The sequence below is a fragment of the Ensifer sp. GW101-20A05 genome (assembly GCF_059424735.1).
This window is the reverse complement of sequence record NZ_JBWKZT010000007.1, coordinates 94,650-117,264: the sequence shown is the minus strand read 5'-3', so window position 1 is coordinate 117,264 and position 22,615 is coordinate 94,650. Positions and strand designations below refer to the sequence as shown.

Below are 22,615 nucleotides of genomic sequence, written 5' to 3'. Positions count from 1 at the left end.
CTGCCGGGACCCTATGAGCGCTCGAACCCGTATTGCCGCTCGATCTTGCCGACACGGACTTGATAATCCTCGTACCAGCGCTCGCGGCCGAGCCGCTGGGCGGTCAAATGCCGGACGTCGCTTTTCCACGCCGCGATGCTCTCCTCGTCCGCCCAATAGGAATTGGTGATGCCGGAGCCATCAGCACCACGCACGCTTTCGAGCCCGAGAAAACCTGGCTGTTCGCGCGCCAGCCTCTCCATCTCCGTGCCCATATTGTCGTAGCCGTGATCGCCGGCCGTCCGTCGCGAGGAGAAGGTGACGATGTAGTAGGGCGGCTCTGGGGTCTTGGCGACGGGGGAGCTTGTCATGCGATGCCTCGGAGGATCGATGCTGCGGGATACGGTGGGGGCGATGATAACAAAAAAAGGCGGAGCAAAGCCCCGCCTTTCCAAGTCGCAGTTTGGAAGCGATTAACGCTTCGAGAACTGGAACGAACGACGTGCCTTCGCACGGCCGTACTTCTTACGCTCGACCACGCGGCTGTCGCGGGTGAGGAAGCCACCGCGCTTCAGAACGGAGCGCAGGCCCGGTTCGAAGTAGGTGAGGGCCTTGGAGATGCCGTGACGAACGGCACCGGCCTGGCCGGAGAGACCGCCACCGGCGACCGTCGCGTCGATGTCGAACTGGCCGTCACGGGCAGCTGCGACGATCGGCTGCTGCAGGATCATCTGCAGAACCGGACGAGCGAAGTAGTCGAGGTACGGCTTGCCGTTGATGGTGATCTTGCCCGAGCCGGGCTTGACCCATACGCGGGCAACAGCGTTCTTACGCTTGCCGGTCGCGTAGGAGCGACCCTGGGCGTCGACCTTCTTGACGTGAACCGGAGCAGCCGGTTCCGCGGTCGTGGCGATGTCCTTGAGAGCGGAAAGGTCGGCCATTATTAGGCGCTCCTTGTGTTCTTGCTGTTCAGCTTGGCGACGTCGAGGACGGCCGGCTGCTGTGCTTCATGCGGGTGGTTGGCGCCTGCGTAAACGCGCAGGTTCTTCATCTGGCGACGGCCGAGCGGACCACGCGGAACCATGCGCTCGACGGCCTTCTCGATGACGCGCTCCGGGAAGCGGCCCTCGATGATCTGGCGCGCGGTGCGCTCCTTGATGCCGCCGGGGTAACCGGTGTGCCAGTAGTACTTCTTGTCGGTGTACTTCTTGCCCGTCAGAACTGCCTTCTCGGCGTTGATGACGATGACGTTGTCGCCGTCGTCAACATGCGGGGTGAAGGTAGCTTTGTGCTTGCCGCGCAGGCGGTTTGCGATGAGGGAAGCGAGGCGACCAACAACGAGGCCTTCGGCGTCGATGATGATCCACTTCTTCTCCACCTCTGCAGGCTTCTGAACGAAGGTTGCCATATCTAAACTCTTTCTTTGGACCCGGGCGGCGAACCGCCGGGCGTTTCTTGTTGCTTGGTTTTGCCCGGTTTCCCGGACAAAAGAAGAAAGCGGCCCCTGAGGACCGCGATCTGCGGCAGCTTATACGCAAGTGTGAAACAAGCGTCAAGAACGTGAAATCTGCGCGATGGAAATAAACTCTAGTAAAAACAACGAGTTACGTATGTGGTATTTCGATACCATACTTTAACGTGGTGGAATCGAATAGGTCGCCGTTGCATGGGCGACGAGATCGTCGTCACCGACCTTGACGATCGATGCGTCGAGAACAGCGAGGCGCTTGCCGAGTTTGAGGATGCGGCAGGTGCATTCGAGCGGTTCCGGCTCGGGCTTGCGCAGGAAGTTGATATTGAGGTTTGTGGTAACCGCAAGCGCGACCGGACCGATATGGGCGATCAGCGCGATATAGGCGGAAACGTCCGCAAGCGCGAAGAGGGTGGGGCCTGAGACGGTGCCGCCCGGACGGATGTGCCTTTCGTTCGGATCGAGCCGCATGGTGGCAAAGGCTGGGCCTGCCGCCGTGACGTGAAAAACCTTGCCATCAGTGTGGACCTGCGGAAAATCCGTGTCGAGAAACCGGTTGAGTTCGTCGACGGTCATGATCGGCTCGATGGTCATGCATTGCATCCTTCAACATATTCGCCCGCCACCTGAAACCGGCCGACGGCCGGACGCAAGGCGGAAAAAGGTCGTAGACGGAACGCGCCGCCTGGTTCTGCGCTCAGCTTGCACCGCGCGCGTGTCCGGCGTACCACCAAGCCCGAGTTCAAGTTTCAGGAGAAAGAGATGGCCGAAGTGGTATCGTTCAAGAAGGAAGAGCAGAACGGCCTGCTGCTGCGCGAACGCTCCGGGCCGGTGTTGCGGCTGACGCTGAACAACCCGCCGGCCAATGTATTGTCTATCGCCATGATGGAGGCGCTGCACGCCGAGTTCGATGCCGTCGCCGCCTCCAAGGAAATCAGGGTTGTTGTGCTTTCCGCGTCGGGCAAGCTGTTTTCGGCGGGGCACGACCTCAAGGAAATGACCGCGCATCGCGAAGACGACGACCGGGGCCGGGCCTTCTTTGAACAAACGATCCGCCTTTGCGCAGACTTAATGCTGAAGATCACCCGGTTGCCGCAAGCCGTCATCGCTGAAATCGACGGGCTCGCAACGGCCGCCGGCTGCCAGCTTGTCGCAAGCTGCGACCTCGCGATCTGTACCGACAGCTCCACCTTCTGCACGCCGGGCGTCAATATCGGCCTCTTCTGCTCGACGCCGATGGTCGCGCTTACGCGTGCGGCGCACCGCAAGCAGGCAATGGAGATGTTGCTCACCGGTGAGACCATCGACGCCTCGACCGCCAAGGATTTCGGCCTCGTCAACCGCATCGTGCCGCAGCAGTACCTGCGCCAGGTGGTCGACAAATATGCGGCTGTGATCGCCTCGAAGTCGCCGCAGGCGCTGAAGATCGGCAAGGAAGCCTTTTACCGCCAGGCGGAGATGGACCTGCCGCAGGCCTATGACTACGCCGTCGGCGTGATGGTCGAGAATATGCTGGCTCGCGATGCCGAGGATGGCATCGGCGCGTTCCTCGGCAAGCGCATGCCGGAGTGGAAGGAAGACTGATCTGCGACGTCGTCAGGCGAGCTTCAGCAGCAGCGCGCCGAGCGCGATGACGCAGGCAGCGGCAATGCGCCAGACACTGACCGGTTCCTTGAGGAACACGACGGAGATCACCACCGCAAACAGGATCGACGTCTCGCGAAGGGCGGCGACGGTGGCGACCGGCGCCTTGGTCATCGCCCAGAGCGCCAGGCCATAGGCGCCAATCGATCCGGCGCCGCCGATCAGACCCCGCCACCAGTTCTTATAGACGTGGCGGGCGACCGGCTTGATGCCGCGGCGGGCAAAGGCCCAGGCGAAGAGCAGCACCGGCGGTAAGAGCGCCATCCACAGCGTGTAGGAAATCGCATTGCCCGATACGCGCGCGCCGATGCCGTCGACAAAGGTGTAGCTGGCGATGACGCAGGCGTTGAGGAGGGCGAGCACGATCGCGTGTTTGCCGCTCTTTCTGGACTCGAAAGCGAGCGTCAGCACGCCGACAGAGATTGTCAGAATGCCGAGCATCGTACCGAAGGTGAGCTCTTCGCCAATCAGCGCGCCGCTGGTGGCCGCGACGATCAAGGGCGCGGTGCCGCGCATCAGCGGATAGACGAGGCCGATATCGCCTGCGCGATAGGAGGCGGCGACAAGCTGGAAATAGGCGAACTGGAACAGGGCCGAAACCAGGATGTAGGGCCAGGCTTCCGGCTTCGGCAAGGGCAGGAATGGCAGGAAGGGGATGGCCACTGCGGCGGCCCCGAGCGCGATCATTGCTGCGTCGAGCGATTTTTCCGAGCCTGCCTTGACCAGGGCATTCCAGGTCGCGTGCAACAACGCCCCGAACAGGACGAGCGCAATGACTTCAAGCGGCAAGATGGAACCTCGGAAACGATGTGGCGGGCCTGGTGAAGCTTGTGGCGCCGCTCGCACGCAAATGCAACCGTAAAGTCTTGTATTGCGTCAGGGTCTGAGGCGCATTGCTGCACGAAGTTGACTTGGAAGGGAGCGGCCCCATTATACGGCCGTTCAATGAGATGGATCAAAAGCCCCACATGAATCACGACGTCTATCCGGACTACTATCTCGCCGACATCCTGCGCGAGACCAAGACGATCGCTCTCGTCGGTGCATCGCCGAATGCCGAGCGACCGAGCCATCGGGTCATGGCGTTCCTGTTGCGCAAGGGCTATCGGGTGATCCCGATCAACCCCGGCCATGTCGGCAAGGCCATTCAGGGCCAGACCGTCGTCGGCCGGCTCGCAGACGTGAAGGAACCTATCGACATGGTCGATGTCTTCCGCGCCGCCCATGCCTTACCGGCGCTCGTTGACGAGATCCTGGCGCTGGACACGCTGCCGAAGGTGATCTGGGGACAGCTTTCGGTGCGCGACGACGGCGCAGCGGCGAAGGCGGAAGCCGCCGGGATCAAGGTGGTCATGGATCGCTGTCCGGCAATCGAATATCCGCGCCTGATCGGCTGACCTCGGCCCGCAGAACGGCTGCGGCCTGCGCAACCGTCAGTTTCGTAAAAATCCTCTTTGACCGCACACGTAGGCTCTGGAATAGTGCCGCCACCTCCGCGCTGGGCGGCGGAGGTTCGATAGCGGATCACACGCAGATTCAAGGTGATAGAGCGTCCTCGGCGCGCCGGCTGGCGGCCGCGCTCTGGTCATGGGAGGGACGAAATGACGAAAGACAACCCTGGTTTCAACACGCTCGCAATTCACGCGGGGGCGCAGCCCGATCCGACCACGGGCGCGCGGGCGACGCCGATCTACCAGACGACGAGCTTCGTCTTCAACGACACCGACCATGCCGCGGCACTCTTCGGCCTCCAGCAGTTCGGCAACATTTACACCCGCATCATGAACCCGACCCAGGCGGTGCTGGAGGAGCGCATCGCGGCGCTCGAAGGCGGCACGGCTGCGCTGGCCGTTGCCTCCGGCCATGCGGCTCAGCTGCTCGTCTTCCACACGATCATGAACCCGGGCGACAATTTCGTCGCAGCCAACCGGCTCTATGGCGGCTCGGTCAACCAGTTCGGCCACGCCTTCAAGTCCTTCGACTGGCAGGTGCGCTGGGCCGATCCTGCTGACCCCGCCTCGTTCGAGGCGAAGATCGACCGGCGCACCAAGGCGATCTTCATCGAGAGCCTCGCCAATCCCGGCGGCACCTTCGTGGATATCGCCGCCATCGCCGAGGTCGCCCGCAAGCACGACCTGCCGCTGATCGTCGACAACACCATGGCGACACCCTATTTGCTGCGGCCGCTGGAGCACGGCGCCGATATCGTCGTGCATTCGCTGACGAAGTTCATCGGCGGCCATGGCAATTCGATGGGCGGTGTCATCGTCGACGGCGGTACCTTCGACTGGTCGAAGTCGGGCAAGTATCCGATGCTTTCGGAGCCGCGTCCGGAATATGCCGGTGTCGTGTTGCACCAAACCTTCGGCAACATCGCTTTCGCCATTGCCGCGCGTGTCCTGGGACTGCGCGATTTCGGTCCGGCAATCTCTCCGTTCAATGCCTTCATGCTCGTGACCGGCGCCGAGACCCTGCCGCTGCGCATGCAGCGCCATTGCGACAACGCGCTTGCGGTCGCCAAGTGGCTGAAGACGCACGACAAGATTTCGTGGGTCAACTATGCCGGGCTTGAGGACGATCCCAACCACGCGCTGCAGCAGCGTTATTCGCCGAAGGGTGCCGGTGCCGTCTTCACCTTCGGCCTCAAGGGCGGCTACGAGGCGGGCAAGCGCTTCGTCGAGGGGCTGGAAATGTTCTCGCATCTGGCGAACATTGGCGACACACGCTCGCTCGTCATCCACCCGGCCTCGACCACCCATCGGCAATTGACGCCCGAGCAGCAGGTGGCGGCCGGCGCCGGCCCCGATGTCGTGCGTCTGTCGGTCGGCATCGAGGATGTCTCCGACATCATCGCCGACCTCGAACAGTCGCTGGCAAAGCTCTGATGCGTCGGCCGGTCGCAACTTTCCGTGACCGGCTTCCAATGAACGTCGCGCTATGCAAGCATAGCTGCATGTTCGCTGTCGTCGCGCTCCGGCGCTTTCTCTGTGTGTTGGCGTTGCTCGGGATCGTAATCGTTCCCGTGAGCGTCAGCACGGCTGCGAGCGCCATGGCTCTTTCGTCCGACATGCAGATGGATGCGATGACAGGCATGGACGACATGTCCTGCTGTCCGGAGCGGCAACCTGCTCAGAAGAACGATTGCGGAAAGACATGTCCCCTCGCGCTCGTCTGCTCTTCCATCATCCTTGCGCACGGCAGCAAGGCGAATAGCTGGCGCATCGATCTGTCGGCACGCGAGCTGTCGCATCCGGTCCTCCAGGAAAACGGCCTGCCGTCTGCTCTCGTCGAACCGCCGGCACGGCCTCCCAAAGCCTGATCTCACCCTTCGAGCCACTGGATTCGCTCTGCCCGCAATGGCGGAGGCATCCGACTATCGTATTTTTCAGGGACGTGGCCGACGCGCCCGTCCTGGGTGAGATTTCAATATGACTGCAAAGAAATTTTCCGCGAAGGCGATCTTCGCGTCGCTGGCGATCGCGCTGGCCTCGACTGCCACTTCCTACGCCGCCGCGACGGACTACGAGTTCAAGCTCGTCGAGTCCGAAGTGGCCCACGGACCGGAGGCGACAGTCGCCGTCCGCCTCGTGGACAAGCGAACCGACAAACCCGTCTCCGACGCTGTGATCTTCACGACCCGGATGGACATGGCACCGGAGGGCATGGAGGCTATGACCACTCCGGTCGAGGTCATGCCGTCAACGGAACCCGGCGTCTATCGTTTCAAGACTAACCTCAGCATGGAGGGCGGCTGGCGTTTCAAGCTGGCGGCGAAGGTCCAGGGCGAGACCGAGACCGTCCAAGGCGAACTGGTTCTGCAGGCCACGCCGTGAAGCCCGTGAAGTTCTTGCTCCTCGTTAGCTCCCTCGCCGTCGCCGGCGGGGGAGGGTACGCGGCTGGCACGCGCGGCCTTGCCACCGACATCAACAAGGTCTTCCCCGAGCAGGCGCTCGGGGAAACCATGGCCCCTGCAGTCAAGCCGACTGGCAAGGTCATCTACTATCGTAGTCCAGACGGTTCGCCGGAATACTCGGCCACACCGAGAGAGACAGCAGACGGTCGCGCTTTCGTTGCCGTGCGCGAGAGCGAGGACATCTCCTTCGACACGGTGAAGAAGGCCGCTCCCCAAAAGGCGGAAGCCACGCCGACGGCGGGCGAGCGAAAAGTCCTCTATTACCGCAACCCCATGGGCCTGCCCGACACCTCCAAGGTGCCGAAGAAGGACTCCATGGGCATGGACTATCTTCCCGTATACGAGGAAGAGGAGGCGGACAGCTCCGTCGTGAAGGTCTCGCTCGGCAAGTTACAGCGGACCGGGGTGAAGACGGCGACGGCAGAGAACGCCGTCGTCAGCCGCCAGGTGCGGGTGCCGGGAACGGTCACGTTCGACGAGCGCCTGGTGCGGATCGTCTCGATGCGGGCGAACGCCTTCATCGAGGGCGTCGCCGATGTGACGACTGGCGACCGGGTGCTGAAGGGCGACGAGCTTTTCCACTTCTTCTCGAAGGACATCGCCAAGGCCGGGGCCGAATACGCCACTGAACTGCGCGGTGGCGGCAAGCCAGATCTCGACGTCGGCGGCGCGCTGCAACTGCGCAATCTCGGCGTGCCGGAAGAGACCGTTAGAGCGATTGCACGGAGCCGGACGGTGCCCAGAAGCATCGCCTATCTCTCCCCAAGCGATGGCGTCGTCCTCGAACGCAGCGCCACGACCGGCATGATGGCCGAGGCCGGCGACGTCCTGTTCCGGATTGCCGACATGTCGAAGGTGTGGGTGATCGCCGACGTGCCCGAGTTCGATGCCGCGACCATCCGGCAAGGCGCGCATGCGACGGTCCGGGTGCGGAACCTGCCCGGAAAGACCTTCGAGGGTGCCGTCGATCTGATTTATCCCGAGCTTCAGACGCAGACTCGCACGGCCAAGGTGAGGATAGAGCTTTCCAACGCCGAGGGCCTGCTGCTCGCCAACATGTACGCCGAGGTCGAGATCGCCTCGGGTGACACCGCCCCGGTGTCGCGGTGCCCAACAGCGCCGTCATCGACACGGGCGACCGACAGGTGGTGTTCGTCGACAAGGGCGAAGGCCGCTTCGAACCGCGTGACGTCGAGCTCGGAGCGCGCGGCAATGACCGAACGGAAATCAGGAAAGGGATTGAAGCCGGAGAGAAGATCGTCGTCTCCGCCAACTTCCTGCTCGACGCCGAGAGCAATCTCAATGCGGCGCTAAGCGCCCTCACTGCGGACGAGGTGAAGCCATGATCCCGAACGTCATCGCCTGGTCCGCCCGCAATCTGGTGCTGATCATCGTTGCAGCCGCCCTCTCAATCGCCGCGGGCGTGTACTCCCTGCGCTCGCTTCCGCTCGATGCCATTCCCGACCTCTCGGACGTGCAGGTCATCGTCTTCACCGACTATCCCGGCCAAGCACCGCAGGTGGTCGAGGATCAGGTCACCTATCCGCTGACAACGTCGATGCTGACGGTACCACGGTCGAAGGTTGTGCGCGGCTTCTCCTTCTTCGGCATCTCCTTCGTCTACGTCATCTTCGAGGACGGGACCGATCCCTATTGGGCGCGAAGCCGCGTGCTCGAATACCTCAACGCCGCCGCAAGCCGGCTTCCCGAAGGCGTCTCGCCGAGCCTCGGCCCGGACGCGACGGGTGTTGGCTGGGTCTACCAGTACGCCCTTGTCGCCAAGGAGCTGTCGCTGGCCGAACTGCGCTCGTTGCAGGACTGGGTCGTGCGCTTCGCCGCCTCGAAGTCCGACGGCGTGGCGGAAGTCGCGAGTGTCGGCGGCTTCGTCAAGCAGTACTCCATCGTCGTCGATCCGGCGCGCCTGCGCGCCCAGAACGTGACGCTGAAACAGATCGCCGCCGCGGTGCGGGCCAGCAATCGGGACGTCGGCGGCCGGACGGTCGAAATCTCCGAGTTCGAGTTCATGGTTCGCGGCCGCGGTTATCTGCAGGGTATCAAGGATATCGAGAACATCGTGCTGATGACCGAAGGCGGAGCTCCGCTACGCCTTGGCGACGTAGCGCGGGTGGAAACGGTTCCCGACGAGCGGCGCGGCATCACCGAGCTGAATGGCGAAGGCGAGGTCGCAAGCGGCATCGTCCTGCAGCGGGTCGGCGAAAATGCCCTCAACGTCATCGACAGCGCCAAGAAGAGCCTGGCGGCGATCAAGGATAGCCTGCCGGCTGGCACCGAGATCGTGCCCGTCTATGACCGTTCGGAGCTGATCAAGGCGGCGATCGAGACGCTCAAGGGCACGCTGGTCGAGGAGTCGATCATCGTCGCACTGGTGACGATCGTCTTCCTCCTGCATGTGAGGAGCGCGCTCGTCGCCATCATCATGCTGCCGATCGGTATCCTGATTTCCTTCGTCGCGATGCGGGCTCTCGGCATCGGGGCGAATATCATGAGCCTTGGCGGCATAGCGATTGCCATCGGTGCGATGATCGATGCGGCGATCGTCATGATCGAGAACGCCCACAAGCACCTGGAGCGCGCGCCGCCCGACAAACCCAGAGCCGAAGTCCTGATAGAAGCGGCAAGCGAGGTCGGCCCGGCACTGTTCTTCAGCCTACTGATCATCACCGTGTCCTTCCTGCCGATCTTCACCTTGGAGTCCCAGGAGGGTCGGTTGTTCGGACCGCTCGCGTTCACGAAGACCTTCGCCATGGCGGCAGCCGCGCTGCTGTCGGTGACGCTCGTTCCGGCACTGATGGTCCTGTTCGTGCGCGGCCGGATCGTGCCGGAGCACAAGAACCCGCTCAACCGCTTCCTGATCTGGACCTACCGCCCGATCATTCACGGCGTGCTGCGCGCGAAGACGATCACGATCCTGCTCGCGGTCGCCGCCCTCGCCGCAACGGTGTGGCCGGCGCGCCAGATCGGCAGCGAGTTCATGCCGACCCTCAACGAAGGCACGCTCATGTACATGCCGACGACCTTGCCCGGCCTGTCGGTGACCAAGGCAGCCGAGCTGATGCAAACCCAGGACCGCATCATCAGGTCGTTCCCGGAAGTGGAGACGGTCTTCGGCAAGGCGGGCAGGGCGCTGACTGCCACCGATCCTGCGCCGACGGAGATGTTCGAGACGATCATCACCCTGAAGCCGAAGTCGGAATGGCGGCTGGGCGTGACCATCGACAGCCTCAAGCGGGAGATGGACGCAGCGCTTCAGTTCCCCGGCGTCTCCAACGCCTGGACCATGCCGATCCGCGCCCGCATCGACATGCTGTCGACCGGCATCCGCACGCCCGTCGGCGTCAAGGTCTATGGCACCGATCTCAAGGAGATGGAGCGGGTGGCGCGCGACATCGAGACGGTGCTGAAGGCGATCCCCGGCACGTCCAGCGCCTACGCCGAGCGTGTCATAGGCGGATACTTCCTCGACATCGTGCCCGACCGCACCGCGCTCGGGCGCTACGGCCTCAGCATCGGTGACGTGCAGGATGTCATCGCCACGGCGCTCGGGTCCGAGGTGGTCACCTTGACCGTCGAGGGAAGGGAGCGCTACGGCGTCGCCGTCCGTTATCCGCGGGCGTTCAGAAGCGATCCGCAGTCGATCGCGCGCGACATCGAGGTCGCGCTTCCCGGCGGCGGCACGGTGCCCCTTGGCGCAGTCGCGGACGTCAAGCTTGAACGCGGTGCGACAACGATCCGGACCGAAAACGGCCAGCTCGCGGTCTACATCTTCGTCGACATCGCCGACCGCGATCTTGGCAGCTATGTCTCCGAAGCTCAGGAAGCCGTCGCGAAGAGCGTGTCGCTTCCATCAGGCTATTCGGTCGCCTGGAGCGGGCAGTACGAGTATCTGGAACGGGCAAAAGCGCGCCTTGCGATCGTCGTGCCGTTGACCCTCGCGCTGATCTTCCTACTGCTCTACTTGAACTTCAAGGCATTGACCGAAACGCTCATCGTCATGCTGTCGCTGCCCTTCGCGCTGGTCGGCGGCATCTGGCTGATGTGGTGGCTGGGCTTCAACGCCTCGGTGGCGGTGGTCGTCGGCTTCATCGCGCTTGCAGGCGTGGCGGCAGAGACGGGTGTGATCATGCTGATCTATCTCGACCAGGCGCTTCGCGAACGCCGTGAGGAATGCACCGGCGAACAGCGCCCCTTCACGCGGGACGACCTGCATCACGCGATCATGGTCGGCGCAGTGGAACGGGTCCGGCCGAAGATGATGACGGTCGTGGCGATTATCGCCGGGCTGGTGCCGATCCTCTGGAGCACCGGGGCCGGATCGGAAATCATGCAGCGCATCGCCGTGCCGATGATCGGCGGCATGATCTCGTCGACGGTGCTGACACTGGCGGTCATCCCGGCAATCTACGGACTGGTGAAGGGCTGGCGTTTGCCAGCCCTAGCCGACACCCGGTCGCCGACGAGAGCGGCCAGCGCCGGGCTTCTGACGCCGATAGACGGCAGGATCCAGCGGTAGACGAGTGAAAGTTCAAGGTCGGATGGGGCGGGAGCCGAGTTGCTTCGAAATGCCGGTCCACGTCCGCCTCGATCGAGGAATGGCGGCACCAGCAGAACGGAGGCGGGAATATCCTCGAAAAAACAATGGACGTTGCCCCGGAGGTGTGTGACGAAACCAAATCTGAAACCCATGACGGGGGAGGTTGCAGTGCCTCCAGCAAAGGTGCCCAATGGCGAATATGCAGAAGTTCGATCTGTCTTCCGTCGAGCCGGAAACCGGCACGCCCGCTGGCGACCGGCTGATCTCCGGGGCGCCGCAATTCAGTACCTGGAACCTGGAGGAGGCCGATGGCGGCCTCTATGCCGGGGTCTGGGAATCGACGCCCGGCAAGTGGCGGATCGTCTATGAGGAGTGGGAATATTTCCACATCATCTCCGGCTATTCGATCGTCACGCAGGATGGTGGCGAGGCGGCGCATTTGCGCGCCGGCGACAGCATGATCCTGCGTCCGGGCTTCGAAGGGACCTGGGAGGTCGTGGAGACAACCCGCAAGGACTACGTCATCCGCTTGTGAGTGCCGAAGCGCCGGAGATTGGGCGGTCTTCGATGCAGCTACCAGACGAGGTCGAGACGCTCCAGGCCGTGGAAATGAAACGCGTCCTTCACCTCGGGCTCGTTCTTCAGCCGCATGTCCGGCAGCCGCCGAAACAGGATCGGCAGCGATAGATTGAGTTCAAGCCGGGCCAGCGGCGCCCCGATGCAGAAATGCAGGCCGGCCCCGAAGGAGACATTGGCGCCTTCATCGCGCGTCGGCAGGAACGCATTCGGGTCCGTGAACTTCTTCGGGTCGACATTTGCCGCCCCGAGCAAAAGGCCGATCTTGTCGCCCTTGCGAAGGGTGATGCCGTCTTCCAGCTCGACATCCGAGAGAGCGTAACGCTGGAAAATATGCAGCGGTGCCGCAAAACGCAGGCACTCCTCGATCGCCAGCCCCGTTGATGCCTCCGTGGCAAACAGATCCTCGGCGGAAGGTCCGGATTGCAGGATGGTTCTCACGGCATTGCCGATCTGATGCACAGTCGCTTCGTGACCGGCATTGAGGAGCAGGGCGGTGGTCGAGACCAACTCTGCCTCGGAAAGTCGTTCGCCATCCTTTTCCGAGGTGATCATGTGCGTCAGCAGGTCATCGGCGGGATTGCGGTGTTTCTCGGCGATGATCTCTCGCAGATAGGCGGCAAATTCGGCGGAAGCCTGGTTGGCGTCGAGTTCGGTCTCGTGGCTCGGGTTGAAGACATACATCCGGACCATGCGGTGCGACCAGTCGAGAAGATCGGGCGCCGCCTCGACCGGTATGCCGAGCATGCGGGCGATGATCGTCACGGGGATCGTTTCGGCGTACGTCTTGAGCAACTCGACCTCGCCGTCGCCTTCGAAACCATCGATAAGGGCGTGCGACAGCTGCTCGATATCCGGTCTCAGCTGTTCGATCTGCCTTGAGACGAACGCCCGGTTGACGAGGGTGCGCAGCCGCGTGTGTGCCGGCGGCTCGAGCTCCAGCAGCGAATGTTCCTCCAGCGCGTCGAAGTCCCTCAGATGTGGCTTCGGCGCCGACAGGCCGACCTCTTCGCGCGTCGCCACATGCAGGATCTGCCGACCGAAACGGCGGTCGCGGAGCAGCACGTTTACCTGGTCATAGCCTGCGAAATACCATTGTTGCCGCTCCTCCCAGAAGAAGGCCGGACATTGCGCGTGGATTTCGGCATAGGCGGCGAGCGGCTCACGGTAGAAAGCGGGATTGCGCGCATCGATAGAAACGCGCCTTTGGGCGCCGTCAATGGTTATGGCAGGCATGCAACGGGCTCTTTACAGAATTTGACCGACGTCTATTTCTACGGGAACCGGCGTTCAGCCGGCAAGTGCAGATATCCCTCCGGCCATCGGCATGGCGTTGACAGTGTCGGAAATGGTCGTCAATCTCCTGGCGCTGCGTAGGGCGCATAGGCAAGAGGCTGAAAGGGCACGCCCGCCTACGGGAGACACACCGTAGTTGCGCCCATGCCAAACCTTGAAAACCTGAAGAAGCAGGCGAAGCAGTACCTCAAATGGCTTCGCGAACGGTACCATCCGGTCGCAGCGGAGATCAGGGCGGCCTTGCCCCGTTACTGTGACCTTGATGACGACGCCATTCTCAAGGCGGAGTTCAAGCTCGCCGACGCGCAGGAGCTTATCGCGCGCCAATCGGGATTCGACGGTTGGCAGGCGCTCAAATCAGGAGCCCTGACAATGACCCCGCACTCAAAACCCACCATATCGCAGCCGGTGCTGCAGTCGATCGCCGCTCAGCTGTTCGTTGCCGATATCAAGGCCTCGTGCGACTTCTACGCGGAGAAGCTCGGCTTTGCCGTCGATTTCGTCTACGGCGATCCGCCATTCTATGGGCAAGTGATCCGCAACAGCGCCAGGCTTGCTCTACGCCTTGTCTGCGAGCCGGTCTTCGTCGATGACATCCGCCAGCGCGAGGACCTGCTTTCGGCTGCCATCACGCTCGAAACCGTCAATGACATCAAACAATTGTTCCTGACCTATCAGGCTGCTGGCGTACACTTTCACCAGCCGCTGCGGACCGAACCCTGGGGTGCCCGCACCTTCATCGTGCTCGATCCGGACGGAAATCTGATCCTGTTCGCAGGACCGGCCGACTGATCGAGAGCGGCGAAAATGGACGCCGGCGATGCTCGTGCTGTCCCGGCATCCACCCGTTCGCTCCCGTATCGCAGTTGCGAAACAACTTCTGCTCTCCACCCTTTTTCAGTGGCGCCCGGTGACCTATTTGCGCAATGATGCGGGCAGCAGGCAGGGAGCGGCATGGCAAAAAACCAGTCCAGTCTATCGGCGGGGATCGTGGCAGCGATCCGCAAGCGGCGTCCCACGGTCGTTCATCGCGAAGCTGCGGTGAACCGCGGCGACATCGTCATCGCCTCCTACAACATCCATAAATGTGTCGGTACCGACGGCCGTTTCGATCCCGGGCGGACTGCCAATGTGATTGGCGAACTGGGCGCCGATATCGTTGCGCTTCAGGAAGCGGACCAGCGGTTCGGCGAGCGTGCCGGTCTTCTCGATCTCGAACATCTCCGGCGCGAGGCCCATCTCGTTTCGGTGCCGATCTCCGGCTTTTCGGCGAAGGGGCATGGATGGCACGGCAATGTGCTGTTGCTACGCGAGGGCGCCGTTTCCGATGTCAGGCAGCTGAAACTCCCAGGTGTCGAGCCGCGTGGCGCGCTGGTCGTCGATCTCGACCTGAAGGTCGGCCCCTTGCGCATCATCGCCGCCCATCTCGGTCTTCTCAGGCATTCCCGCGCCCAGCAGGCCGAGGCGATCCTTGAAGCGGCAGCCGGCGCGAACGGGCGGCCGACGCTGCTCATCGGCGATCTCAACGAGTGGCGCATGGGCCGGAGATCGTCACTGTCCTTCCTAAGTCCTGTTTTCGATCCGTCGCACGCCACGGTCGCGAGCTTTCCATCGCGTTTTCCGCTGCTGCCGCTCGATCGTGTGCTTGGCAATCCGCACCACCTGGTAACGTCGGTCGCCGTGCATGACTCACCGCTTGCGCGGATCGCATCGGACCATCTGCCGGTGAAAGCCTCCATCGCCTTGAAGGCTGCCCAGCAGGATCACCGAGACGGAAATCGGGTTGGGGCCGGCCGTGCGGGGTCGGTCTGACGGCGAGGCGCGCTTTCGATGTTATCCTCCGTTCTGATCATCGTCGCCGCGATCGTCGGTGTGGTCGTGGCGGCCATCCTCTACATCTATGGCCGGTTCGGACGGCGCCCGCACGGGCTGCCGTCAACGGCACTTCCGGTGGCCGAGGCCGGTACGGAACTCGATCGGCTTATCATGCCCCTTCTTGCCGGCCGCCCGAACGCAAATGGCGTGGCGCTCGTGTCGGACAGTATCGAGGCCCTGGTAGTGCGCGCGCATGCGGCGCGGCGCGCCGGGCGCAGCCTCGATCTGCAGTATTATTACTGGAAGGATGATCTGACCGGTCTTCTGCTGGCCCGAGAGATTTTGGCGGCGGCCGACAGAGGCGTATGTGTCCGGTTGCTGCTCGATGACATCAACGCCGGCATTCATGATCGCATGTGCATCGCGCTTGACGCCCACCCCAATATCGAGGTGCGGCTCTTCAACCCCAGCCGGGCGCGGACCGACCGCTTTCGCCGCGGCTTCGAGATGGCGATCCGCGCCTTCAGCGCCACCCGCCGCATGCACAACAAGCTGTGGGTGGCGGATGGCCGGGTCGCGATCGCCGGCGGGCGCAACATCGGCGACGCCTATTTCGACGCCGCCGAGCTTTCCAACTTCCGCGACCTCGACGTCTGGATGGTGGGGCCGGTGCTGGACCAGGCGTCCGCCATGTTCGACCGGTACTGGAACAGCGACTCCGTCCTCCCGATCGCTGCACTGCGCACGCCACGCAAGCAATATTTGCCGGCGCTCCGTGAGGCCGTCGACGGGCTTGCCCGGACACCCGCGGGCCGGTTTTACATCGAGCGCGTCGACAAGGCTGCCCAGGAAACCGGCATCTATCACGGCACGCGGCGGCTTCACTGGAGTTCGCAGATCCGCCTGGCATCCGACCCGCCGGAAAAGGCGCTGATGCAGCGGCGCCAGAACTGGTTGCTGCGCGAACTCTTCCCGTTGATCGAAGCGGCGACGCGGGATTTGAGGATCATCTCTCCCTATTTCATCCCCGGCGTTGCCGGCACGCGAGAGCTTGCGGCCATCGTTTCGCGCGGAGCTCGGGTCGCGGTGCTGACCAACTCTCTCGCAGCGACCGATGTCGCAGCCGTTCACGGCGGTTACATCAAGTACCGCCGGAAGCTCATCCAGGCCGGCATCGCTCTCTTCGAATTGAAGGAGCAGGGCGACGTTGCCGAAGGGCACCGCATGACGTTGTTCGGGCGCCGCAATGCGAGCCTGCACAGCAAGGCTTTCGTGGTCGATGGCTTGAACGGGTTCGTCGGCTCGATGAACTTCGACCCCCGCTCCGCATCGCTCAATACGGAAATGGGTGTCGTCTTTGCCGATGCGGCTCTTGCCGGCGAGCTGGCCAGCATGTTCGAGGAGGAGACCTCGCCGTCGATCAGCTACCGGCTCGGGATGGACGGTTCACGGCTTGTCTGGCGTGATCGCGCCAACGGCTCCGAGCGGCTGTTGCGGCGCGAGCCGGATGCCAGCCTTGCCAGGCGGATGATTGCCAACCTGATCCGTATTCTGCCGATCGAGTCACAGCTCTAGGAAGGCGGCGCCGCCGATACACGATTTGCCGTTCGTTTACCGACGTCATCGAACCCTGTGTGAAATGCTCGGTCGCGGCGGCTTGCGGCGCGCATGTCGGCGAAAAAAGGTTCTATTGACAACCATGTGTGGAGGAGCGCCGAACTTCGCAGCAAAGGGGGCTTCGATTAAGCTTATCGAAGCTTCGCGACTTGAAGTGAAGGGTGTTGACACTCTATGTAGGGACAGAAGGCAAATCCCGTGATTCCCGGCTCGCAAAGGTTTTGCGAGCCCGATTGATGAAGGTTCGATATGAGAAATCCCGTTGATACCGCCCTGGCACTGGTGCCGATGGTTGTTGAACAGACCAACCGCGGTGAACGTTCCTACGATATCTTTTCGCGCCTTCTGAAGGAGCGCATCATCTTCGTCACCGGTCCGGTCGAAGATCAGATGGCGACGCTCGTCTGCGCCCAGCTCCTTTTCCTCGAGGCGGAAAACCCGAAGAAGGAAATTGCGCTCTACATCAATTCCCCGGGTGGCGTCGTCACCTCCGGTATGGCGATCTACGACACGATGCAGTTCATCAAGCCGGCGGTCTCGACGCTTTGCGTCGGCCAGGCGGCCTCGATGGGTTCGCTGCTCCTGGCGGCCGGCCACAAGGACATGCGCTTCGCCACGCCGAATGCGCGCATCATGGTTCATCAGCCCTCCGGCGGTTTCCAGGGCCAGGCTTCCGATATCGAACGCCATGCCCGCGACATCCTCAAGATGAAGCGCCGCCTCAACGAGGTCTATGTCAAGCATTGCGGCCGTACCTACGAGGAAGTCGAGCAGACGCTCGATCGCGACCATTTCATGAGCGCGGACGAAGCTCTGGAGTGGGGTATCGTCGACAAGGTACTGACCTCGCGCGAAGAGATCGAAGGCACCGAGCAGGCCTGATAACGCGCTTTTGTGTCGCGATAGATGTAATTGTGACACAATTGTAATGGCTCAAGGGCTTTATCGTCAGGGTAAAGCCGGTAATATGGACCGTTAATGCTATGTTGGATTCTGAGGGCATAGTGTTCGGATGAGTTGGGAGAGTCGTTGCAGCCGCATCGGGCATGGTCGCCCAGGTGCGGTAAGTACTCCCGGAAGCCCTGCGTGAGGATAGGCTACAGGGCGAATTGAGTGGTCCGCGATACTTCGCTTGAAGTGTCCGGCGAGCTGGAAGGAAGTGGAAATGAGCAAGGTCAGCGGAAGCAACGGCGGTGACTCGAAGAATACGCTTTATTGTTCGTTCTGCGGCAAAAGCCAGCACGAAGTCCGTAAGCTGATTGCCGGACCGACCGTCTTCATCTGCGATGAATGCGTCGAACTGTGCATGGACATCATTCGCGAAGAGAACAAGACCTCGATGGTCAAGTCCCGCGACGGTGTGCCGACCCCTCAGGAAATCATCAAGGTCCTCGACGAATACGTCATCGGCCAGCAGCAGGCGAAGCGCATCCTCTCGGTGGCCGTGCACAACCACTACAAGCGCCTGGCGCATGCCGCCAAGGGCAGCGACGTCGAACTGGCGAAGTCCAACATCATGCTCGTCGGCCCGACCGGCTGCGGCAAAACCTATCTCGCCCAGACGCTCGCCCGCATCATCGACGTGCCGTTTACCATGGCCGACGCCACGACGCTGACCGAAGCCGGTTACGTCGGTGAAGACGTCGAAAACATCATCCTCAAGCTGCTCCAGGCCGCCGACTACAACGTCGAGCGCGCGCAGCGCGGCATCGTCTACATCGACGAAGTCGACAAGATTTCCCGCAAGTCCGACAACCCGTCGATCACCCGCGATGTTTCGGGCGAGGGCGTGCAGCAGGCGCTGCTCAAGATCATGGAAGGCACTGTTGCTTCGGTTCCGCCACAGGGTGGTCGCAAGCATCCGCAGCAGGAATTCCTGCAGGTCGACACCACCAACATCCTGTTCATCTGCGGCGGCGCATTCGCCGGCCTCGACAAGATCATCTCCGCCCGTGGCGAGAAGACCTCGATCGGTTTCGGCGCGACGGTCCGCTCGCCGGAAGATCGCCGCGTCGGCGAGGTTCTGCGCGAACTCGAGCCGGAAGATCTGGTCAAGTTCGGTCTCATTCCGGAATTCATTGGCCGCCTGCCGGTTCTGGCGACGCTCGAAGATCTCGATGAAGATGCGCTGATCCAGATCCTGTCCGAGCCGAAGAACGCTCTGATCAAGCAGTATCAGCGCCTGTTCGAGATGGAAGACGTCGAGTTGACCTTCCACGAGGACGCGCTGCGCGAGATTGCCCGCCGGGCGATCGTGCGCAAGACCGGCGCCCGCGGCCTCCGTTCGATCATGGAGAAGATCCTGCTCGACACGATGTTCGAGCTGCCAACGCTCGAAGGCGTGCGCGAAGTGGTCATCTCCGACGAGGTGGTCAAGGGCGCGGCGCGGCCGCTCTACATCTACTCCGAGCGGTCGGACGAAAAGACCAACGTTTCGGCCTGATAACGCCGAATTATCGTTTGAGAAGCCCGCCTTGTGCGGGCTTTTTCATGTTCGCGCACTTAGCTGTTGAGACAAAGGCGCCCGAGCGCAGATTTCACAATTCGATTGTTGCTAAAGTGTCTCAAACAACGCAATGATGTGACGATTCAATGAAGGACCTTTATCGTTGCGCGTCCTTGAGCCTCGTTCTCCGTCGCAAGGCCCGCAACAGAAATGATGCGTAGTCAGAAGGACCCGGCCACGGTTGGTGGGTGTCGCGTCCAGCCTTGAAATGGACGCGGTGGCACTCCACTTTGATGTGGAAAATATGACAACCGGGAGTGCCTGCGGGGCTCCCGGGAACGGGCCCGAAATCGGGACGGAAAGGAAATGACATGACGAACAAAACGTCACCGGCGACTGAAAGCGCGACCTACCCGGTCCTGCCGCTCCGCGACATCGTAGTCTTCCCGCACATGATCGTGCCGCTCTTCGTCGGCCGCGAAAAGTCGATCCGTGCGCTTGAGGAAGTCATGGGCACCGACAAGCAGATCATGCTTGCCACCCAGATCAACGCCACCGACGACGATCCGGAACCGTCCGCGATCTATGAAGTCGGCACCATCGCCAATGTCCTCCAACTGCTGAAGCTGCCCGACGGCACCGTCAAGGTGCTGGTCGAAGGCCGCGCGCGCGCCAAGATTGACGGCTACACGCCGCGCGACGAATTCTATGAGGCATCAGCGCACACGCTGAGCGAGCCGGAAGAAGATCCGGTCGAAATCGAAGCGCTGAGCCGCTCGGTCGTTTCCGAGTTCGAGAGCTATGTGAAGCTCAACAAGAAGATCTCCCCCGAGGTCGTCGGTGTCGCCAGCCAGATCGAAGACTATTCGAAGCTGGCCGATACGGTCGCCTCGCACCTGTCGATCAAGATCGTCGAGAAGCAGGAAATGCTGGAGACCACCAGCGTGAAGATGCGTCTGGAAAAGGCGCTCGGCTTCATGGAAGGTGAGATTTCCGTCCTGCAGGTCGAAAAGCGCATCCGCTCGCGCGTCAAGCGCCAGATGGAAAAGACCCAGCGCGAGTACTACCTCAACGAACAGATGAAGGCGATCCAGAAGGAACTCGGCGACGGCGAGGATGGCCGTGACGAGATGGCCGAGATCGAGGAGCGCATCGCCAAGACGAAGCTCTCCAAGGAAGCGCGCGAAAAGGCTGACGCTGAACTGAAGAAGCTGCGCCAGATGAGCCCGATGTCCGCGGAAGCGACCGTGGTTCGCAACTATCTGGATTGGCTGCTCGGTCTGCCCTGGGGCAAGAAGTCGAAGATCAAGACCGACCTGAACCATGCCGAAAACGTGCTCAACACGGATCATTTCGGTCTCGATAAGGTCAAGGAACGCATCGTCGAGTATCTCGCCGTGCAGGCGCGTTCGTCGAAGATCAAGGGCCCGATCCTGTGCCTCGTCGGCCCTCCGGGCGTCGGCAAGACCTCGCTCGCCAAGTCGATCGCCAAGGCGACCGGCCGCGAATATGTGCGCATGGCGCTCGGCGGCGTTCGTGACGAAGCCGAGATCCGCGGTCACCGCCGCACTTATATCGGCTCCATGCCGGGCAAGGTGGTGCAGTCGATGAAGAAGGCGAAGCGGTCCAACCCGCTGTTCCTGCTCGACGAAATCGACAAGATGGGCCAGGACTTCCGCGGCGATCCGTCGTCGGCTCTGCTCGAGGTGCTGGATCCGGAACAGAACTCGACCTTCATGGACCACTACCTGGAAGTCGAATACGACCTGTCCAACGTGATGTTCATCACCACGGCCAACACGCTGAACATTCCGGCGCCGTTGATGGACCGTATGGAAGTGATCCGCATCGCCGGCTACACCGAAGAGGAAAAGCTGGAGATCGCCAAGCGGCATCTGCTGCCGAAGGCGATCCGCGACCACGCGCTGCAGCCGAAGGAGTTCTCCGTGACTGACGGAGCCCTGATGGCGGTCATCCAGACCTACACGCGGGAAGCCGGTGTTCGTAACTTCGAGCGCGAATTGATGAAGCTCGCCCGCAAGGCGGTGACCGAGATCATCAAGGGCAAGACGAAGACGGTCGAAGTCACGGCGGACAACATCAACGACTACCTTGGTGTTCCGCGCTTCCGTCACGGCGAAGCCGAACGCGACGATCAGATCGGCGTGGTCACGGGTCTTGCCTGGACCGAGGTCGGCGGCGAACTGCTGACGATCGAAGGCGTCATGATGCCCGGCAAGGGCCGCATGACGGTCACCGGCAACCTGCGTGACGTGATGAAGGAATCGATTTCGGCGGCGGCGTCCTATGTCCGCTCGCGGGCGATCGATTTCGGCATCGAGCCTCCGATGTTCGACAAGAGCGACATCCACGTGCACGTGCCGGAAGGTGCGACGCCGAAGGATGGTCCGTCGGCCGGTGTCGCCATGGCAACCGCGATCGTGTCGATCATGACCGGCATCCCGATCTCCAAGGACGTCGCGATGACCGGCGAGATCACGCTGCGCGGCCGCGTGCTGCCGATCGGCGGTCTCAAGGAGAAGCTGCTGGCAGCGCTCCGGGGAGGCATCAAGAAGGTGCTGATCCCCGAAGAGAACGCGAAGGATCTCGCCGAGATCCCGGATAACGTGAAGAACGCGCTCGAAATCATCCCGGTTTCGCGGATGGGCGAGGTGCTTGTACACGCTCTGGCGCGCATGCCGGAACCGATCGAATGGGACCCGGCAAGGGAGCCGGCAACCGTCGCAGTGGTTGATTCGCAGGACGAAGCAGGCACCTCGATCGCCCACTAAAAAGTGCCGGTGAATGGGCGCAGCGACCTCACGCGGCGCCCATTTTGCAGAAAAATTGGGAAGACCGGCCTCTGGCCGGTCTTTTTTGTTGTAAAAGCGCCCTGCAAGCCTTGCATTCCAAGGGATTAGGCGCAATTGGGAAAGGCAAGACGCGGGCGATGCGCAAGCCGCCGCGGCTTAAAACACAGTCGTTTCGAACCAATCTGAAAGGGGTGGAAACATGAACAAAAATGAGCTCGTGTCTGCCGTTGCTGAGAAGGCCGGACTTTCCAAGACCGACGCATCTTCTGCAGTTGATGCAGTTTTCGAGACCATCCAGGGCGAGCTGAAGAGCGGCGGCGACATTCGCCTGGTCGGCTTCGGCAACTTCTCGGTTTCGCGCCGCGAAGCCTCGAAGGGCCGCAACCCGTCCACGGGTGCGGAAGTTGACATCCCGGCTCGTAATGTGCCGAAGTTCACGGCCGGCAAGGGCCTGAAGGACGCCGTCAACGGCTGATCAGATTTGCTTGGCGGT

Annotated in this window: 20 protein-coding genes and 1 pseudogene; 15 read left to right on the top strand and 6 right to left on the bottom strand. The window is 62.2% G+C overall.

The genetic code is table 11. The features are described 5' to 3' along the window. Nucleotides 1-11 precede the first annotated feature (11 nt). The 4 genes from AC070A_RS18860 to AC070A_RS18845 all read right to left on the bottom strand — a co-directional run bounded on the left by AC070A_RS18860 (nt 12) and on the right by AC070A_RS18845 (nt 2,044). Nucleotides 12-350, bottom strand: coding sequence for an antibiotic biosynthesis monooxygenase family protein (locus AC070A_RS18860; RefSeq protein ID WP_058321512.1), 339 nt, complete (start codon nt 348-350; stop codon nt 12-14). Nucleotides 351-452: 102 nt separating this feature from the next. Beyond that, nucleotides 453-920 (bottom strand): 30S ribosomal protein S9, encoded by a 468-nt coding sequence (rpsI, locus tag AC070A_RS18855; protein ID WP_057252381.1) that lies wholly within the window; start codon nt 918-920, stop codon nt 453-455. A gap of 2 nt (nt 921-922) precedes the next feature. Then, entirely contained in the window at nt 923-1,387 is a 465-nt protein-coding gene (gene rplM, locus AC070A_RS18850) for a 50S ribosomal protein L13 (protein WP_057252379.1), read from the bottom strand. 225 nt (nt 1,388-1,612) lie between these two features. Continuing rightward, entirely contained in the window at nt 1,613-2,044 is a 432-nt protein-coding gene (locus tag AC070A_RS18845; protein WP_093232241.1) for a PaaI family thioesterase, read from the bottom strand. Nucleotides 2,045-2,212: 168 nt separating this feature from the next. Between AC070A_RS18845 and AC070A_RS18840 the strand changes: the two genes are divergently transcribed. Further along, nucleotides 2,213-3,034 carry an enoyl-CoA hydratase gene (locus tag AC070A_RS18840; RefSeq protein WP_113479306.1) on the top strand — a complete coding sequence of 274 codons (822 nt, stop codon included), beginning with the start codon at nt 2,213-2,215 and terminating at the stop codon, nt 3,032-3,034. A gap of 12 nt (nt 3,035-3,046) precedes the next feature. Here the strand turns inward: AC070A_RS18840 and AC070A_RS18835 are convergent, their stop codons facing one another. Beyond that, the gene (locus AC070A_RS18835; RefSeq protein WP_113479305.1) at nt 3,047-3,883 is read right to left on the bottom strand and encodes a DMT family transporter; all 837 of its coding nucleotides are present in this window, start codon (nt 3,881-3,883) and stop codon (nt 3,047-3,049) included. A gap of 179 nt (nt 3,884-4,062) precedes the next feature. Here AC070A_RS18835 and AC070A_RS18830 point away from each other — a divergent pair, with 179 nt between their 5' ends. From AC070A_RS18830 to AC070A_RS18800, 7 genes and pseudogenes are all read left to right on the top strand, one after another. Beyond that, nucleotides 4,063-4,491 carry a CoA-binding protein gene (locus AC070A_RS18830; RefSeq protein WP_113479316.1) on the top strand — a complete coding sequence of 143 codons (429 nt, stop codon included), beginning with the start codon at nt 4,063-4,065 and terminating at the stop codon, nt 4,489-4,491. Nucleotides 4,492-4,695: 204 nt separating this feature from the next. Further along, nucleotides 4,696-5,979, top strand: coding sequence for an O-acetylhomoserine aminocarboxypropyltransferase (locus AC070A_RS18825; protein ID WP_113479304.1), 1,284 nt, complete (start codon nt 4,696-4,698; stop codon nt 5,977-5,979). 38 nt (nt 5,980-6,017) lie between these two features. After that, nucleotides 6,018-6,413, top strand: coding sequence for a hypothetical protein (locus tag AC070A_RS18820; protein WP_058321537.1), 396 nt, complete (start codon nt 6,018-6,020; stop codon nt 6,411-6,413). Between the two features lie 109 nt (nt 6,414-6,522). Next, entirely contained in the window at nt 6,523-6,927 is a 405-nt protein-coding gene (locus AC070A_RS18815; protein ID WP_058321508.1) for a FixH family protein, read from the top strand. After that, a pseudogene (locus tag AC070A_RS18810) lies at nt 6,924-8,353 on the top strand (efflux RND transporter periplasmic adaptor subunit). The gene AC070A_RS18815 and the pseudogene AC070A_RS18810 overlap by 4 nt, the downstream one beginning before the upstream one ends. Then, entirely contained in the window at nt 8,350-11,538 is a 3,189-nt protein-coding gene (locus tag AC070A_RS18805) for an efflux RND transporter permease subunit (RefSeq protein WP_113479303.1), read from the top strand. The pseudogene AC070A_RS18810 and the gene AC070A_RS18805 overlap by 4 nt, the downstream one beginning before the upstream one ends. Nucleotides 11,539-11,749: 211 nt before the next feature. Continuing rightward, nucleotides 11,750-12,094 (top strand): cupin domain-containing protein, encoded by a 345-nt coding sequence (locus tag AC070A_RS18800; RefSeq protein WP_058321505.1) that lies wholly within the window; start codon nt 11,750-11,752, stop codon nt 12,092-12,094. A gap of 38 nt (nt 12,095-12,132) precedes the next feature. Here AC070A_RS18800 and AC070A_RS18795 read toward each other — a convergent pair whose 3' ends face one another. Then, entirely contained in the window at nt 12,133-13,371 is a 1,239-nt protein-coding gene (locus tag AC070A_RS18795) for a cytochrome P450 (protein ID WP_058321504.1), read from the bottom strand. A gap of 204 nt (nt 13,372-13,575) precedes the next feature. Between AC070A_RS18795 and AC070A_RS18790 the strand changes: the two genes are divergently transcribed. From AC070A_RS18790 to hupB, 7 genes are all read left to right on the top strand, one after another. Further along, nucleotides 13,576-14,223 carry a VOC family protein gene (locus AC070A_RS18790; protein ID WP_113479302.1) on the top strand — a complete coding sequence of 216 codons (648 nt, stop codon included), beginning with the start codon at nt 13,576-13,578 and terminating at the stop codon, nt 14,221-14,223. A gap of 162 nt (nt 14,224-14,385) precedes the next feature. After that, a complete protein-coding gene (locus AC070A_RS18785; protein ID WP_058321503.1) occupies nt 14,386-15,243 on the top strand; it encodes an endonuclease/exonuclease/phosphatase family protein in 858 nt (285 codons plus the stop codon). A gap of 18 nt (nt 15,244-15,261) precedes the next feature. Further along, nucleotides 15,262-16,821, top strand: a complete 1,560-nt coding sequence (locus AC070A_RS18780; RefSeq protein WP_058321502.1) for a phospholipase D family protein — start codon at nt 15,262-15,264, stop codon at nt 16,819-16,821. 291 nt (nt 16,822-17,112) lie between these two features. After that, nucleotides 17,113-17,745 carry an ATP-dependent Clp protease proteolytic subunit gene (locus AC070A_RS18775; protein ID WP_057252356.1) on the top strand — a complete coding sequence of 211 codons (633 nt, stop codon included), beginning with the start codon at nt 17,113-17,115 and terminating at the stop codon, nt 17,743-17,745. A 283-nt stretch (nt 17,746-18,028) separates the two neighbouring features. Beyond that, on the top strand, nt 18,029-19,306 hold the full coding sequence (clpX, locus tag AC070A_RS18770; RefSeq protein WP_034803621.1) for an ATP-dependent Clp protease ATP-binding subunit ClpX: 1,278 nt from the start codon (nt 18,029-18,031) through the stop codon (nt 19,304-19,306). Nucleotides 19,307-19,680: 374 nt separating this feature from the next. Then, nucleotides 19,681-22,101 carry an endopeptidase La gene (lon, locus tag AC070A_RS18765; RefSeq protein ID WP_057252354.1) on the top strand — a complete coding sequence of 807 codons (2,421 nt, stop codon included), beginning with the start codon at nt 19,681-19,683 and terminating at the stop codon, nt 22,099-22,101. A gap of 220 nt (nt 22,102-22,321) precedes the next feature. Beyond that, on the top strand, nt 22,322-22,597 hold the full coding sequence (hupB, locus tag AC070A_RS18760; protein WP_057252351.1) for a DNA-binding protein HupB: 276 nt from the start codon (nt 22,322-22,324) through the stop codon (nt 22,595-22,597). Nucleotides 22,598-22,615: the final 18 nt, after the last annotated feature.

What these genes read in the sequence shown, in the direction of transcription:
- AC070A_RS18830 (WP_113479316.1), top strand. Translation starts at nt 4,063, where the DNA reads ATGAATCACGACGTCTATCCGGACTACTATCTCGCCGACATCCTGCGC.
- AC070A_RS18815 (WP_058321508.1), top strand. Translation starts at nt 6,523, where the DNA reads ATGACTGCAAAGAAATTTTCCGCGAAGGCGATCTTCGCGTCGCTGGCG.
- AC070A_RS18795 (WP_058321504.1), bottom strand. Translation starts at nt 13,371, where the DNA reads ATGCCTGCCATAACCATTGACGGCGCCCAAAGGCGCGTTTCTATCGAT.
- AC070A_RS18785 (WP_058321503.1), top strand. Translation starts at nt 14,386, where the DNA reads ATGGCAAAAAACCAGTCCAGTCTATCGGCGGGGATCGTGGCAGCGATC.
- lon (WP_057252354.1), top strand. Translation starts at nt 19,681, where the DNA reads ATGACGAACAAAACGTCACCGGCGACTGAAAGCGCGACCTACCCGGTC.
- AC070A_RS18800 (WP_058321505.1), top strand. Translation starts at nt 11,750, where the DNA reads ATGGCGAATATGCAGAAGTTCGATCTGTCTTCCGTCGAGCCGGAAACC.
- AC070A_RS18780 (WP_058321502.1), top strand. Translation starts at nt 15,262, where the DNA reads ATGTTATCCTCCGTTCTGATCATCGTCGCCGCGATCGTCGGTGTGGTC.
- AC070A_RS18790 (WP_113479302.1), top strand. Translation starts at nt 13,576, where the DNA reads ATGCCAAACCTTGAAAACCTGAAGAAGCAGGCGAAGCAGTACCTCAAA.
- AC070A_RS18805 (WP_113479303.1), top strand. Translation starts at nt 8,350, where the DNA reads ATGATCCCGAACGTCATCGCCTGGTCCGCCCGCAATCTGGTGCTGATC.
- hupB (WP_057252351.1), top strand. Translation starts at nt 22,322, where the DNA reads ATGAACAAAAATGAGCTCGTGTCTGCCGTTGCTGAGAAGGCCGGACTT.
- AC070A_RS18840 (WP_113479306.1), top strand. Translation starts at nt 2,213, where the DNA reads ATGGCCGAAGTGGTATCGTTCAAGAAGGAAGAGCAGAACGGCCTGCTG.
- AC070A_RS18820 (WP_058321537.1), top strand. Translation starts at nt 6,018, where the DNA reads ATGAACGTCGCGCTATGCAAGCATAGCTGCATGTTCGCTGTCGTCGCG.
- AC070A_RS18775 (WP_057252356.1), top strand. Translation starts at nt 17,113, where the DNA reads ATGAGAAATCCCGTTGATACCGCCCTGGCACTGGTGCCGATGGTTGTT.
- rpsI (WP_057252381.1), bottom strand. Translation starts at nt 920, where the DNA reads ATGGCCGACCTTTCCGCTCTCAAGGACATCGCCACGACCGCGGAACCG.
- rplM (WP_057252379.1), bottom strand. Translation starts at nt 1,387, where the DNA reads ATGGCAACCTTCGTTCAGAAGCCTGCAGAGGTGGAGAAGAAGTGGATC.
- clpX (WP_034803621.1), top strand. Translation starts at nt 18,029, where the DNA reads ATGAGCAAGGTCAGCGGAAGCAACGGCGGTGACTCGAAGAATACGCTT.
- AC070A_RS18845 (WP_093232241.1), bottom strand. Translation starts at nt 2,044, where the DNA reads ATGACCATCGAGCCGATCATGACCGTCGACGAACTCAACCGGTTTCTC.
- AC070A_RS18860 (WP_058321512.1), bottom strand. Translation starts at nt 350, where the DNA reads ATGACAAGCTCCCCCGTCGCCAAGACCCCAGAGCCGCCCTACTACATC.
- AC070A_RS18825 (WP_113479304.1), top strand. Translation starts at nt 4,696, where the DNA reads ATGACGAAAGACAACCCTGGTTTCAACACGCTCGCAATTCACGCGGGG.